Source organism: Pseudomonas putida W15Oct28 (genome assembly GCF_000708715.2).
Taxonomy (GTDB): domain Bacteria; phylum Pseudomonadota; class Gammaproteobacteria; order Pseudomonadales; family Pseudomonadaceae; genus Aquipseudomonas; species Aquipseudomonas putida_R.
In genome coordinates this window covers 76,012-88,596 of sequence record NZ_JENB01000016.1, presented here as the reverse complement: position 1 = coordinate 88,596, position 12,585 = coordinate 76,012, and the positions used below count along the sequence as shown (strand labels likewise).

Annotated in this window: 9 protein-coding genes and 1 tRNA gene; all 10 read left to right on the top strand. The window is 55.0% G+C overall.

Annotated features, from left to right (window positions below):
* Positions 1-68 precede the first annotated feature (68 nt).
* The 10 genes from pheS (at position 69) to AK81_RS13545 (ending at position 12,407) form a co-directional block, all read left to right on the top strand.
* Complete coding sequence (gene pheS, locus AK81_RS13580; RefSeq protein WP_016487883.1) at positions 69-1,085, top strand: phenylalanine--tRNA ligase subunit alpha; 1,017 nt, start codon at positions 69-71, stop codon at positions 1,083-1,085.
* A 33-nt stretch (positions 1,086-1,118) separates the two neighbouring features.
* Positions 1,119-3,500 carry a phenylalanine--tRNA ligase subunit beta gene (pheT, locus tag AK81_RS13575; RefSeq protein ID WP_043199725.1) on the top strand — a complete coding sequence of 794 codons (2,382 nt, stop codon included), beginning with the start codon at positions 1,119-1,121 and terminating at the stop codon, positions 3,498-3,500.
* Positions 3,501-3,504: 4 nt separating this feature from the next.
* A complete protein-coding gene (ihfA, locus tag AK81_RS13570; RefSeq protein WP_003250679.1) occupies positions 3,505-3,807 on the top strand; it encodes an integration host factor subunit alpha in 303 nt (100 codons plus the stop codon).
* Positions 3,788-4,144, top strand: a complete 357-nt coding sequence (locus tag AK81_RS13565; RefSeq protein ID WP_003250681.1) for a MerR family transcriptional regulator — start codon at positions 3,788-3,790, stop codon at positions 4,142-4,144. The genes ihfA and AK81_RS13565 overlap by 20 nt, the downstream gene beginning before the upstream one ends.
* 116 nt (positions 4,145-4,260) lie before the next feature.
* A tRNA-Pro gene (locus AK81_RS13560) sits at positions 4,261-4,337 on the top strand.
* Positions 4,338-4,980: 643 nt separating this feature from the next.
* Positions 4,981-6,480: a type I restriction-modification system subunit M gene (locus tag AK81_RS13555; protein ID WP_043199721.1), complete on the top strand. Its 1,500-nt coding sequence runs from the start codon at positions 4,981-4,983 to the stop codon at positions 6,478-6,480.
* Positions 6,477-6,653, top strand: a complete 177-nt coding sequence (locus AK81_RS30135; protein WP_160325558.1) for a hypothetical protein — start codon at positions 6,477-6,479, stop codon at positions 6,651-6,653. Before AK81_RS13555 ends, AK81_RS30135 begins: the two co-directional genes overlap by 4 nt.
* Positions 6,646-8,157 (top strand): type I restriction-modification system subunit M, encoded by a 1,512-nt coding sequence (locus tag AK81_RS13550; protein ID WP_043199720.1) that lies wholly within the window; start codon positions 6,646-6,648, stop codon positions 8,155-8,157. The genes AK81_RS30135 and AK81_RS13550 overlap by 8 nt, the downstream gene beginning before the upstream one ends.
* The gene (locus AK81_RS28260; RefSeq protein ID WP_081042068.1) at positions 8,157-9,344 is read left to right on the top strand and encodes a restriction endonuclease subunit S; all 1,188 of its coding nucleotides are present in this window, start codon (positions 8,157-8,159) and stop codon (positions 9,342-9,344) included. The genes AK81_RS13550 and AK81_RS28260 overlap by 1 nt, the downstream gene beginning before the upstream one ends.
* A 12-nt stretch (positions 9,345-9,356) precedes the next feature.
* Complete coding sequence (locus AK81_RS13545) at positions 9,357-12,407, top strand: type I restriction endonuclease subunit R (protein WP_043199718.1); 3,051 nt, start codon at positions 9,357-9,359, stop codon at positions 12,405-12,407.
* The last annotated feature ends 178 nt before the right edge of the window (positions 12,408-12,585 follow it).

Below are 12,585 nucleotides of genomic sequence, written 5' to 3'. Positions count from 1 at the left end.
ATTGAACGTCATCGATAGGGGAAGAGCCTTCAAAGCTCTTCCCCTATTTTCGTATCTGGAGTCTGTACATGGAAAACCTGGATGCGCTGGTCTCCCAAGCCCTAGAGGCCGTGGAGCGCGCTGAAGACATCAATGCCCTGGAACAGATCCGGGTTAATTATCTCGGCAAGAAGGGCGAGCTGACCCAGGTGATGAAGACCCTGGGCAACCTGCCAGCCGAAGAGCGGCCGAAAGTCGGCGCGCTGATCAACGACGCCAAAGAGCGCGTCACCGTTGTGCTCAATGCCCGCAAGGCCGCCTTTGAAGAAGCCGAGCTCAGCGCTCGCCTGGCTGCCGAATGCATTGACGTCACCCTGCCAGGCCGCGGCCAGGCCACCGGTGGCTTGCACCCGATCACCCGTACACTCGAGCGCATCGAGCAGTTCTTCACCCACATCGGCTACGGCATTGCCGAAGGCCCAGAGGTCGAAGACGACTACCACAACTTCGAAGCGCTCAACATCCCTGGCCACCACCCGGCCCGGGCGATGCACGACACCTTCTACTTCAATGCCAACATGCTGCTGCGTACCCACACCTCGCCGGTGCAGGTGCGGACCATGGAGTCCACCCAGCCGCCAATCCGCATTGTGTGCCCAGGCCGCGTATACCGCTGCGACTCGGATATCACCCACTCGCCGATGTTCCACCAGGTCGAAGGCCTGCTGATTGATCGCGATATCAACTTCGCCGACCTCAAGGGCACCATCGAAGAATTCCTGCGTGTGTTCTTCGAAAAAGAACTGGCGGTGCGTTTCCGCCCATCGTTCTTCCCCTTCACCGAGCCGTCCGCCGAAGTCGACATCCAGTGCGTGATGTGTTCCGGCAACGGCTGCCGCGTGTGCAAGCAAACCGGCTGGCTGGAAGTAATGGGCTGCGGCATGGTGCACCCAAGCGTGCTGCGCATGTCCGGCATCGACCCTGAAGAGTTCCAGGGCTTCGCCTTCGGCATGGGCGCCGAGCGCCTGGCCATGCTGCGCTACGGCGTCAACGATTTGCGTCTGTTCTTCGACAACGACCTGCGCTTCCTCGCGCAATTCCGCTAGGTCAATGCCCGACGCAACTTTCAGGAGAACAGCATGAAATTCAGTGAACAGTGGCTGCGCGGTTGGGTAAACCCGCAAGTCTCCCGTGACGAACTGGTCGCCCGCCTGTCCATGGCCGGCCTCGAAGTCGACAGCGTTACCCCCGCTGCCGGCCAGTTCAGCGGCATTGTCGTGGGCGAAATCCTCGCCACCGAACAACACCCGGACGCCGACAAGCTGCGCGTGTGCCAGGTGACCAACGGCCAGGAAACCTTCCAGGTCGTGTGCGGCGCGCCTAACGCCCGCCCAGGCATCAAGATTCCGTTCGCCATGATCGGCGCCGAGCTGTCTGGCGACTTCAAGATCAAAAAGGCCAAGCTGCGCGGCGTCGAGTCCTTCGGCATGCTGTGCTCGGCGGCCGAGCTGGAAATCAGCGAAGAGAACGACGGCCTGCTGGAACTGGCGGCTGATGCCCCGGTTGGCGAAAACATTCGCACCTACCTGAGCCTGGACGACGCCAGCATCGAAATCGGCCTGACGCCGAACCGCGGTGACTGCCTGTCCATCGCCGGCCTCGCCCGTGACGTCAGTGCCCTGTACGACACCCCGGTCACCCGCCCGGTCGTGCCGGCCGTAGCGCCTGCCCACGACGAAGTGCGCCCGGTCGAAGTCAGCGCCCGGGCGGCCTGCCCACGCTACCTGGGCCGCGTTATCCGTAACGTCGACCTCAGCAAGCCGACCCCACTGTGGATGGTCGAACGCCTGCGCCGCAGCGACGTGCGCAGCATCGACGCCGCCGTCGACATCACCAACTACGTGATGCTCGAACTCGGCCAGCCGATGCACGCCTTCGACCTGGCAGAAATCAACGGCGGCATCCGCGTACGCATGGCCGAAGAGGGCGAAAAACTCGTCCTGCTCGACGGCCAGGAAGTTGCCCTGCGCGCCGACACCCTGGTCATCGCCGACCACACCCGCGCCCTGGCCATCGCCGGCGTCATGGGTGGCGAGCACAGCGGTGTAAACACCGAAAAAACCCGCGACCTGTTCCTGGAAAGCGCCTTCTTCGAGCCGATTTCCGTCGCCGGTAAAGCCCGTTCCTACGGCCTGCACACCGATGCCTCGCACCGCTACGAGCGCGGCGTCGACTCGCAGCTGGCCCGCGAAGCCATCGAGCGCGCTACCCAGCTGCTGCTGGACATCGTCGGCGGCGAAGCCGGCCCGGTGGTCGAAGCCGTCAGCGAACAGCACCTGCCGAAGGTGGCCCCGGTCACCCTGCGCGCCGAACGCATCACCCAGATGCTCGGCATGCAGATGGACCCAGCCCAGGTCGAGCAGTTGCTCAACGCCCTGGAACTGACCACCGCCAGCAATGGGGCAGGGGAGTGGACCGTCAACGTCCCGAGCCACCGCTTCGACATCAGCCTGGAAGTGGACCTGATCGAAGAGCTGGCCCGCCTGTACGGCTACAACAACCTGCCGGTTCGCTACCCGCAAGCCCGCCTGGCCCCACAGGGCAAGCCGGAAACCCGCGGCGACCTGCCAACCCTGCGCCGCCTGCTGGTTGCCCGCGGCTACCAGGAAGCCATCACCTACAGCTTCATCGACCCGAAACTGTTCGAACTGTTCAGCCCGGGCGTAGAGCCGCTGCTGCTGGCCAACCCCATCTCCAGCGACATGGCCGCCATGCGTGCGTCCCTGTGGCCGGGCCTGGTCAAGGCACTGCAGCACAACCTGAACCGCCAGCAAGACCGCGTGCGCCTGTTCGAAAGCGGCCTGCGTTTCGTTGGCCAGCTGGGTGACCTGCAGCAGCAGCCAATGATTGCTGGCGTTATCACCGGTAGCCGCCTGCCAGAAGGCTGGGCCAACGGCCGCGACGGCGTCGACTTCTTCGACGTCAAAGCCGACGTCGAAGCCCTGCTGGGCTACTCCGGCGCCCTGAGCGACTTCACCTTCAGCGCCGGGAAACACCCAGCCCTGCACCCAGGCCAAACCGCCGCCATTGAGCGTGACGGCAAACTGGTCGGCTACCTCGGCGCCATCCACCCAGAGCTGGCCAAAGCCCTGGGCCTGGACCGCCCGGTGTTCCTGTTCGAGCTGGTGCTGGGCGACGTGGTCGAAGGCCGCCTGCCGAAATTCAGCGAGCTGTCCAAGTTCCCGGAAACCCGTCGCGACCTGGCTTTAATCGCAGGACGTGATGTAGCTTCTAGCGCGGTGCTTGAATTAATTCGTGACAATGCAGGCGAATGGCTCACAGACCTCAGGCTGTTTGATGTCTACCAAGGTAAAGGCATTGATCCTGATAGAAAAAGCCTTGCCGTCGGCTTGACCTGGCAGCATCCATCGCGCACTCTTAACGACGATGAGGTGAACACTACCCTGCAAAACATCCTCACCTCGCTTGAACAAAGGTTGAACACCACGTTAAGGAAATAACGGCATGGGTGCTCTGACGAAAGCTGAGATGGCCGAAAGGCTGTACGAGGAGCTGGGGCTTAACAAGCGTGAGGCCAAGGAGCTGGTCGAGCTGTTTTTCGAAGAAATTCGGCACGCACTTGAAGAGAACGAGCAGGTGAAGCTGTCCGGTTTCGGCAACTTCGACCTTCGCGACAAACGCCAGCGGCCGGGCCGCAACCCCAAGACAGGGGAAGAGATCCCGATCACTGCACGGCGCGTCGTCACCTTTCGTCCAGGGCAGAAGTTGAAGGCCCGGGTTGAGGCCTATGCTGGAACCAAGCCATAACGACGAACTGCCCCCCATACCGGGCAAACGCTACTTCACCATTGGTGAAGTAAGCGAGCTTTGTGCGGTAAAGCCGCACGTGCTGCGGTATTGGGAGCAGGAGTTCGACCAGCTTAACCCTGTGAAGCGGCGGGGGAACCGGCGGTATTACCAGCGCCAAGATGTGCTGATGATCCGCCAGATTCGTGCGCTGCTTTATGACCAGGGGTTCACCATTGGCGGGGCCCGGTTGCGGCTTTCCAGTGATGAGGCTAAGGATGAATCTAGCCAGTACAAGCAGCTGATTCGGCAGATGATTGTTGAGTTGGAGGATGTGCTGGTGGTTTTGAAGAAGTGAGCTGGGCTTTTTCTGATCGGTGGAAAATTTTTTGAGAAAAAGGTTTCATTTATCAGAGGGTTAGGGTACATTCTTCAACGTTCTCGGCAAGATTGAGAACATGCTTCAAGCCCAGTCGGGGCGTAGCGCAGCCCGGTAGCGCACTTGCATGGGGTGCAAGGGGTCGAGTGTTCGAATCACTCCGTCCCGACCATTATTTAAACGATTAAGCCACCTTCGGGTGGCTTTTTTGTTTGTGGGGTAGAAGAGGCGCGCTGTAGGCCGTGCAGCCAGTCTGAATGTTCACCTTTCTCTTAACGCTTTCGCTAAGTCTCCTTTCGTGTTCCGCGCTTATCCCCGCTGTAAGGCACATGGCCGAATGCGTCAGTAGCTTAGTAGGCCGCTCCTGCGAGCCGGGGTAATTTGAATCAGCTCGATAATAAACTGATTAATAGGCCTAATTTCGGTTTTGAGCTTTAGGCAGGAATACCATTTGGAATACCGTGCCACCGATTCTTCGCCTGGCGAGAAACAGTAGTATCTCTAGGTAGCCGACCTATGCCCGATCTCAGCCGGCATGAGCAGAGCGTCAGACAGCGTCGACAGACCTGTGCGAGCTCCTGCTCCCTCAGTAGGCCTTGGGTCGGCATTGGGCAGCGAATCAAACCGGCGGCACCGTCGTTCATCAGCCTTGAGCACAGTTGTCTGAGGTTTTTCGCCCCGATCTGCTGCGCGCCCGAGGCTTGTCCCTAGGTCGCGTGCGTACCGTTCGATGATATCCAGTACAATTGGTTGATCCGTAGCCATCCAGCGGAGCAGGCTACCCGACCAGCTGCGCAAGATTTTTTCGAGTAAAAATGACCCTGATTAATTTAAAAGACCTTGAAGCCCACCTATGGCACGCCGCGCACATCATCACCGGCCCCATCGATGCCTCTGACTATAAAACCTATATATTCCCGATCCTGTTCTTCAAAAGGATCTGCGATGTCTACGACGAAGAGTTTGAAGAGGTACTGGCCAAGGTCGGCAGCGCGGACCTTGCGCGTGAGAAGATCTTCCATCGCATTCAGGTGCCTGTTGGCAGCCATTGGGATGACGTGTTCGCCAAGTCTCGCGACATCGGTAAAGCACTCAGGGACGCTTTTCTGGGCGTAGAGCAAGCGAACCCTCAACTGCATGGCATATTCGGTGACGCTAGCTGGACAAATAAAGAACGCTTGTCGGATGAGCTCCTTGCAACGCTGCTCAACCACTTCAATAAAGTCGATCTCGGGGTTGCCAGCGTTCGTAACGACGATATGGGTCGCGCCTACGAATACCTGATTAAGCGTTTTGCCGACAAAGCCAACAAGAAAGCCGGTGAGTTCTACACCCCCCGGACTATTGTGCGGCTGATGGTCAACATTCTTGATCCCAAAGCGGGTGAAAGCGTTTATGACCCGGCTTGCGGTACGGGCGGCATGTTGCTGGAGACCATTCACCACGTTCGAGATAGTGCGGGTGATCCCCGGCTGCTGAAGCTTAAAGGTCAGGAAAAGAACTTAACTACTGAAGCAATTGCCCGCATGAACCTGTTCCTCCACGGCCAGGAAGACTTTGAGATTGTTCGTGGAGATACCCTGCGTGAGCCAAAGTTCCTGATTTACGACCGGCTCGAAACCTTTGATTGTGTGATCGCTAATCCACCGTTCAGTCTCAGTGAGTGGGGGCATGAACAATGGGCGGCGGACGCCTACAGCCGCAACATTCACGGCCTGGCCCCGAAAACCAACGGTGATTTTGCCTGGGTTCAGCATATGTTCGCCTCTCTCAATGCCAATGGGCGAATGGCGGTGGTTCTGCCTCATGGCGTGCTGTTCCGCGGTGCGGCAGAGGACCGAATCCGCACCAGCCTGCTCAAAGAAAACCGCATCGAAGCCATTATCGGCGTCGCGCCTAACCTGTTTTACGGCACAGCTATCCCGGCGTGCATCCTGTTGCTGCGCAGGAAGCGCCCTGATGAGCATCAGGACCATGTACTTATCATCAATGCCGAGGAGATTTTCACCAAAGGCCGTGCGCAAAACACCCTGAGCAATGCCCAGGCGGATCAGATTTTCCAGATCTACTTAGAGCAGTATCAGCAGGGCCCCTCTGCGGTAGCATTAGAAGGCGTAGCGCGTTGGGTGCCGCTCAGTGAAATTGCCGAGAACGACTTCAACCTGAACATTGCGCGCTATGTGCAAAAGCCGCTGGAAGAGGAAGCCATCACTGGCGAAGAGGCGCTCAAGGACTTTCGACAGAAACTGGCTGCGCTGGAGCAGGCCGAGCAGGAGCTGGAGGAAATGCTCATCAAGGAAGGGTTTGAGCTATGAGCACGGATAGCGCCTGCAGCGACACCTCGCAGTTCATCAAGCAACATGCCGAGTCGCAGTACAAGCAGTTTTATCAACGCCAACTTGAATATCCCGTCGGATCAGATAAACGCTTCGCCGACCTGAGCCAGATTGCTCATCAGCTATCAGACAAGATTAGTAAAAATGATTGAGTATCAGAAAAACCAAGCCTCTCAACTTGGAAAAAAGAAACTTGAGGACCTGCTTTGGGGAGCGGCTGAGTTCCTGCGCGGGCAGATTGACGCTTCCGATTACAAGCAGTACATCTTTCCCTTACTGTTCTACAAACGCCTGTCCGACGTTTACCTTGAAGAGTATGTCGAGGCCATGGAGGTCAACGAGGGCGATGCCGACTATGCGGCCATGCCCATGTTTCACCGCTTCCATATTCCTCAGGAGGCGCGCTGGGAAAAGGTTCGCCATACCAGCAAGAACATCGGCGAAGCCATCCAGAATGCCTTACGCCTGATCGAGATCCACAACGAACGCCTGCACGGCGTATTCGGCGATGCCCAGTGGACCAACAAAGAGCGTCTACCCGACCACTTGTTGATCGACCTGATTCAGCACTTCAGCAAGATTCCTCTGGGCATCAAGTCGGTGGCCCAGGACGACCTAGGCGAAGCTTACGAGTACCTAATCAAGAAGTTCGCCGACGACTCTGGCCACACCGCCGCAGAGTTCTACACCAATCGTACTGTGGTGCACCTGATGACCCGTATAATGGGTCTCAAACCCGGTGAAACTGCCTATGACCCCACCTGCGGCACCGGCGGCATGTTGCTAAACGCGGTGATGGACCTGCGGGACGAAGGTAAAGAATGGCGCAGTGTTAAGCTCTATGGCCAGGAAGTGAATCTGCTCACCTCCGCCATCGCCCGTATGAACATGTTCCTGCACGAGATCGAAGAGTTCGAAGTACTGCGCGGCGATACCTTGGCAGATCCCAAGTTTATCGATAACGACCAGCTCAAACAGTTTGATGTGATCTTTGCCAACCCGCCGTACTCCATAAAAAAATGGAATCGTGACAAGTTCTTGGCCGACCCTTATGGCCGTAACCTTTATGGCGTACCACCCCAGGGCTGTGCCGACTATGGCTTTTACACCCATATTATCAAAAGCCTGAAGCCCGACACTGGTCGCGCCGCCATGCTCTGGCCCCACGGGGTGCTGTTCCGAGACTCAGAGCAGGCAATCCGTAAAGAGGTAATCGAGTCGGACATTATCGAAGCAGTGATCGGCCTTGGTCCTAACCTTTTCTACAACTCGCCGATGGAATCCTGCGTCGTGGTGCTCAACTGCAACAAGCCTACTGAGCGCAAAGGCAAAGTCCTGTTCATCAATGGCGTCGAGAGTGTCACCCGTGAGCGCGCCCAAAGCCGGCTTTCGGATGACGATCTAGCTGTGCTGATCGAAGCCTATTGTGCCCCGGACAAGATACCGGCCATTACCGCGCTGGTGGAAATCGAGACGATTCGTGAGAATCAGCATAATTTATCGATACCGCTCTATGTACAGGCCCGCGATGAAGACGAATCACATGATGTTGAACATGCCATTGAAGTTTGGAAAGTTAATCGTGTGAAGTTAAAAGGCAGAGCTAGACGGCTATTTAAGAGTCTCGAAGTCTTAAGCGTCGGGGTGGGTGATTAATGAGTGGCATATTTAGTGCGCGATTTGGCGATATTTGTCGCGAGATCAAAGCTACAACAAGAGATCCGATTGCGGAGGGGTATTGTCGCTATGTCGGATTAGAGCATTTGGACTCTGGCTCATTAAAAATCAAGCGCTGGGGCTCTGTGGCTGAAGATAGCCCGAGTTTCACGCGCGTGTTTAAAAAAGGGCAAATTCTTCTTGGGAAGCGTCGTCCTTATTTAAAGAAATGTGCCGTAGCAGAGTTTGATGGCATCTGCTCGGGAGATATTATTGTTTTGGAACCAAAGCCGTCTAAAATAATTCCTGGCTTGTTGCGGTTTATAATTCAATCCGATGCTTTTTGGCGAGTCGCGATTGCTACGTCATCTGGATCTCTGTCACCTAGAACTAAGTTCTCAGCATTGGCCTCTTGGGAATTCACTGTAGATTGCTCTTTCGCGCAAGAGGCAATCCTTAACTTGCTGGTCAAATCCCAAGAGGCAAGCGAAAAGCTAATTGACCTGCAAATATCCTCTGCGGAAAATATAAGAAGTTTATATTTAAAATTTTTTAAGAATTATTATGAGCGAGGTGCAAGCCAGGTTGCACTACCTGATGATTGGAAGACAATGCGCCTTGGGGATCTGCTGACATGTGTTCCGCAAAGTGGATTCTCGGCTAATGAGGTATCAAGTGATACTGGGAGTTACGTCTTAAACTTAAACAATCTATCGACTGATGGATACGTTTTGGACGGAGAGCTGAAGCCAATTGCCATCTCGGATTATGATGCTGCTTTAGAACTTAAGGAGGGCGACTTCCTAATATCAAGGGCGAACACTCAAGACTTGGTTGGTCTTGTTGGTATTTATAATCCTCGTAAAGATAAAGTCATTTTTCCAGACACGATGATGCGGTTGAGTCTAAATGAAAAATTGATTGTCAAAGAGTATCTCGAAGCATATCTTCTTTCTCCGTATGGCCGAAGATCAATACAGCGGGTGGCTGCTGGAACTAGCGCTAGCATGAAAAAGATAAATAAGAGGACTTTGTCAGAAATCCCTGTTCCAGTTGCTCCGATTGAGGAGCAGTCGCTGATTTTTTCGACTATTTCATCTTTCCTGGATGTTCGCGAGCAACTGGGTAGTTTGTCGAGGTCTCATTCGATTTTAAGAAGTCGCATTATTGAAGAAGTTATCTCATAGTCCGAGGCTGTCATGTTTAATGAGCAAACCGTCACCGAGAATGGAATAATCGATCGTTTAAGAAATTTAAGCGGAGTAAAGTGGACTTACTGTCACGGCGAAAATTTGCCCAAGAAGGCACAGGATATCTTTGTCGATGAGTGGCTCAAAGACGCGTTATGCTTTTTAAACCCAGCTATCGAAAAACAGCCGGATTCTGCTGATGAGGTGATCCACAAGCTGCGCGGTGTTCTGCTGGAGGCGTCGAACAGTGGTTTGGTCAGGGCTAACGAAAATTTCCAAGCGTGGCTGCTGGGCGAAAAAACCCTGGCCTTCGGCGAGAATGGTGAGCACGTCACCATCAATCTGATCGACTTCGACAACCTCAAAAACAACCAGTTTGTGGTGGCCCAGCAGGTGCATTACATAGCGGCTGGCGAGGTGTTCTTCGATATTGTGCTGTATGTGAACGGCATCCCGCTGGTGGTAGGTGAAGTGAAAAGCGCCACTCGCCCCAGCGTCAGTTGGCAAGACGGTGCCGCTGACTTCATGGGCGGCAAAAAGAGTTATTGGCAGCATGCGAAAGCTTTCTTCGTACCCAACCTGCTGTGCTTCGCCAGTGAGGGTAAAACCTTTGCCTATGGAGCGATCAATGCCCGTGTCAAGGATTGGGGCCCCTGGCACCAAACCGATCAGCGTGAGGATATACCTGCTACCCTGGCCTCCGTGCTGGCGAGCACTGAAGGGCTACTGAACCCACAAACCCTATTGCAACTGCTGGCCTCTTTTGCGCTGTTTTCTACCCATAAAACCGGTAAAGATACGCCACCCAAACGCATCAAATTACTGCCGCGTTACCCACAGTTTGAGACGGCCAAGCAGATTGTTGAGCGGGTCAAACAGGGTTACGTAAAAAAAGGCCTGATCTGGCATTTTCAAGGCTCGGGCAAGTCGCTGCTGATGCTCTACGCGGCCAAAATGTTACGTGCCGACGACGATCTGAAAAATCCCACTGTGCTGATCGTGGTCGACCGCCGCGACTTGGACAGCCAGCTTAGTGAGACTTTCGGCGGCGCCGACGTGAAAAACTTGATCAAGGTGCAGAGCTGTAAAAAGCTCGGTGAGCATATCGAGCAGGACAGTCGCGGTATCCTCATCACCACCATTTTCAAGTTCAAAGATGTTGAGATTGATGAGCACAACCTAGCTGGTCTAAACAATCGCGATAACATTATCGTGCTGGTGGATGAAGCCCACCGCACCCAGGAAGGCGGCTTGGGCGAGAAGATGCGTTGGGCGCTGCCCAATGCTCACTTCTACGGCCTGACCGGCACGCCGATATCTGGTATCGAGCGAAATACCTTCAAGCTGTTCGGCGCCGATGAGGACCCCGGCCGCTATATGAACCGCTACAGCTACAAACAGTCAATCCGCGACGGCGCCACTAACCCGGTAAAGTTTGAGCCTCGTTTAGCCGAATTACGGGTCGACCGTGAGGCGATCAATGAAGAGTTCGAACAACTGGTCAAAGACAACAACTTGGACGAGGATGAAAAAACTCTTCTGTCCAAGCGCGCCGGTAAGCTGGCCGTGATGCTCAAGGCACCGAAGCGCATGGAAGCCATCAGCGCCGACATTGCCGAACACTTCACCAGCCATGTACAGCCGAAAAAGATGAAGGCTATGGTGGTGGTCTATGACCGCGATGCCTGCGTGCAGATGTATTACCTGCTTGGTAACAAGCTGGGTTTCGACGCACTAGAGGTTGTCATGAATCTCGACCAGGCGCCGGTGAAGGATGAGAACGGCAAGCTCAACAAGGACTGGAGCAAGTGGAAGGACGAGCTCGAACTACCGATTAATCAAATCGACTTTGAGCGCTGGCAGAAATTCGATAGTGAAGAGCAGGCGCAGAAAAGTCTGCTGGAAACTTATAAAGACCCGAAGCAACCCCTGCAACTGCTGATCGTGACCGCCAAGCTGCTGACCGGTTTCGATGCGCCGATCTGTTACTGCATGTACCTGGACAAGCCACTGCGCGACCATACATTGCTACAGGCCATGTGCCGTACCAACCGTCTGTATGAGGCGGATGGGGTGGTCAAGCGTATGGGCTTGATCATCGATTATCTGGGCGTATTCGAAAATCTGCGCACGGCGCTGGCCTATAACCCAGAAGAGATCGACGGGATCGTCGAAGGTATTGAGAAATTCAAGGAGTTACTGCCAGAGCAGTTGAAGCTTTGTCTTGCCTTCTTCCCGAATGTGGACCGTACCCAGGTAGGCTTCGACGGCATACTGGCCGCCCAGGAATGCTTGCCGGACAACAAAACCCGCGATGAGTTTGCAGCAGCCTTTGGTGTGCTTGCCAAACTCTGGTCTGCCATCAATCCCGACCTTTTCCTGACGCCCTACCGCCAGGATTACAAATGGTTGGCGCAAATTTATGAGTCGGTACGCCCGGTTGGTCAAACGGGTGCGCTGGTCTGGGCCGCGTTAGGACCCGAGACCATCAAGATGATTCATGAGCACACCGATATCAGTCGCATACGCGATGACATCGATGAGCTGATCATGGATGAGCACGCGATCTTCACCCTGACCGAGAAAGAGCAGGAAAAACGTGCGCGCCGGCTGGAAATAGACCTGATGGGACGTCTGCGCGGCCATAGCGAGGCTGTATTTGTCGAGCTGGGCGAGCGCTTGGAGAAACTGCGGCGAGAATACGAAGCGGGTGTAATTAAGGCCATCGATTGGCTTAAGGGCCTACTGGATGCCGCTAAAGATACGGTTCAGGCTGAGCGTGAAACCGGTGACGCGGTGGTAACGGAAGCAGACAAGAAGCAGGCACTGACCAAACTCTTCCTGGAAACACGTCCGGAAACCACGCCGAAGCTAATTGGTGATGTGGTTGAGCAAATCGATAAAATTGTCAACGCTACTCGCTTTGAGGGTTGGCAGAACTCCAACAGTGGCCCACGCGAAATCCAGAAAGCACTAATGCTGACTTTGGCGCAATTTGGCCTAAGCAAGGACAAAGAACTGTTTCAGAAGGCATATGCCTATATTGAGGAACATTACTAACTCGATGTTTACGCGCGGCCAAAGGATAAAATTGGCTAAGTGCCCTTGGCGTGAGGACGCTTAGGGCCAGAAAATTCTCAAATTTTATTTTCGTCTGGCTTGATACGCGGCTTTTGGTCGTGGCTGGAAGTTACGACCAAAAGCAGTTCCTCACGAAGAAAAATGTGTAAGTGCCTGG

What these genes read in the sequence shown, in the direction of transcription:
- pheS (WP_016487883.1), top strand. Translation starts at nt 69, where the DNA reads ATGGAAAACCTGGATGCGCTGGTCTCCCAAGCCCTAGAGGCCGTGGAG.
- pheT (WP_043199725.1), top strand. Translation starts at nt 1,119, where the DNA reads ATGAAATTCAGTGAACAGTGGCTGCGCGGTTGGGTAAACCCGCAAGTC.
- ihfA (WP_003250679.1), top strand. Translation starts at nt 3,505, where the DNA reads ATGGGTGCTCTGACGAAAGCTGAGATGGCCGAAAGGCTGTACGAGGAG.
- AK81_RS13565 (WP_003250681.1), top strand. Translation starts at nt 3,788, where the DNA reads ATGCTGGAACCAAGCCATAACGACGAACTGCCCCCCATACCGGGCAAA.
- AK81_RS13555 (WP_043199721.1), top strand. Translation starts at nt 4,981, where the DNA reads ATGACCCTGATTAATTTAAAAGACCTTGAAGCCCACCTATGGCACGCC.
- AK81_RS30135 (WP_160325558.1), top strand. Translation starts at nt 6,477, where the DNA reads ATGAGCACGGATAGCGCCTGCAGCGACACCTCGCAGTTCATCAAGCAA.
- AK81_RS13550 (WP_043199720.1), top strand. Translation starts at nt 6,646, where the DNA reads ATGATTGAGTATCAGAAAAACCAAGCCTCTCAACTTGGAAAAAAGAAA.
- AK81_RS28260 (WP_081042068.1), top strand. Translation starts at nt 8,157, where the DNA reads ATGAGTGGCATATTTAGTGCGCGATTTGGCGATATTTGTCGCGAGATC.
- AK81_RS13545 (WP_043199718.1), top strand. Translation starts at nt 9,357, where the DNA reads ATGTTTAATGAGCAAACCGTCACCGAGAATGGAATAATCGATCGTTTA.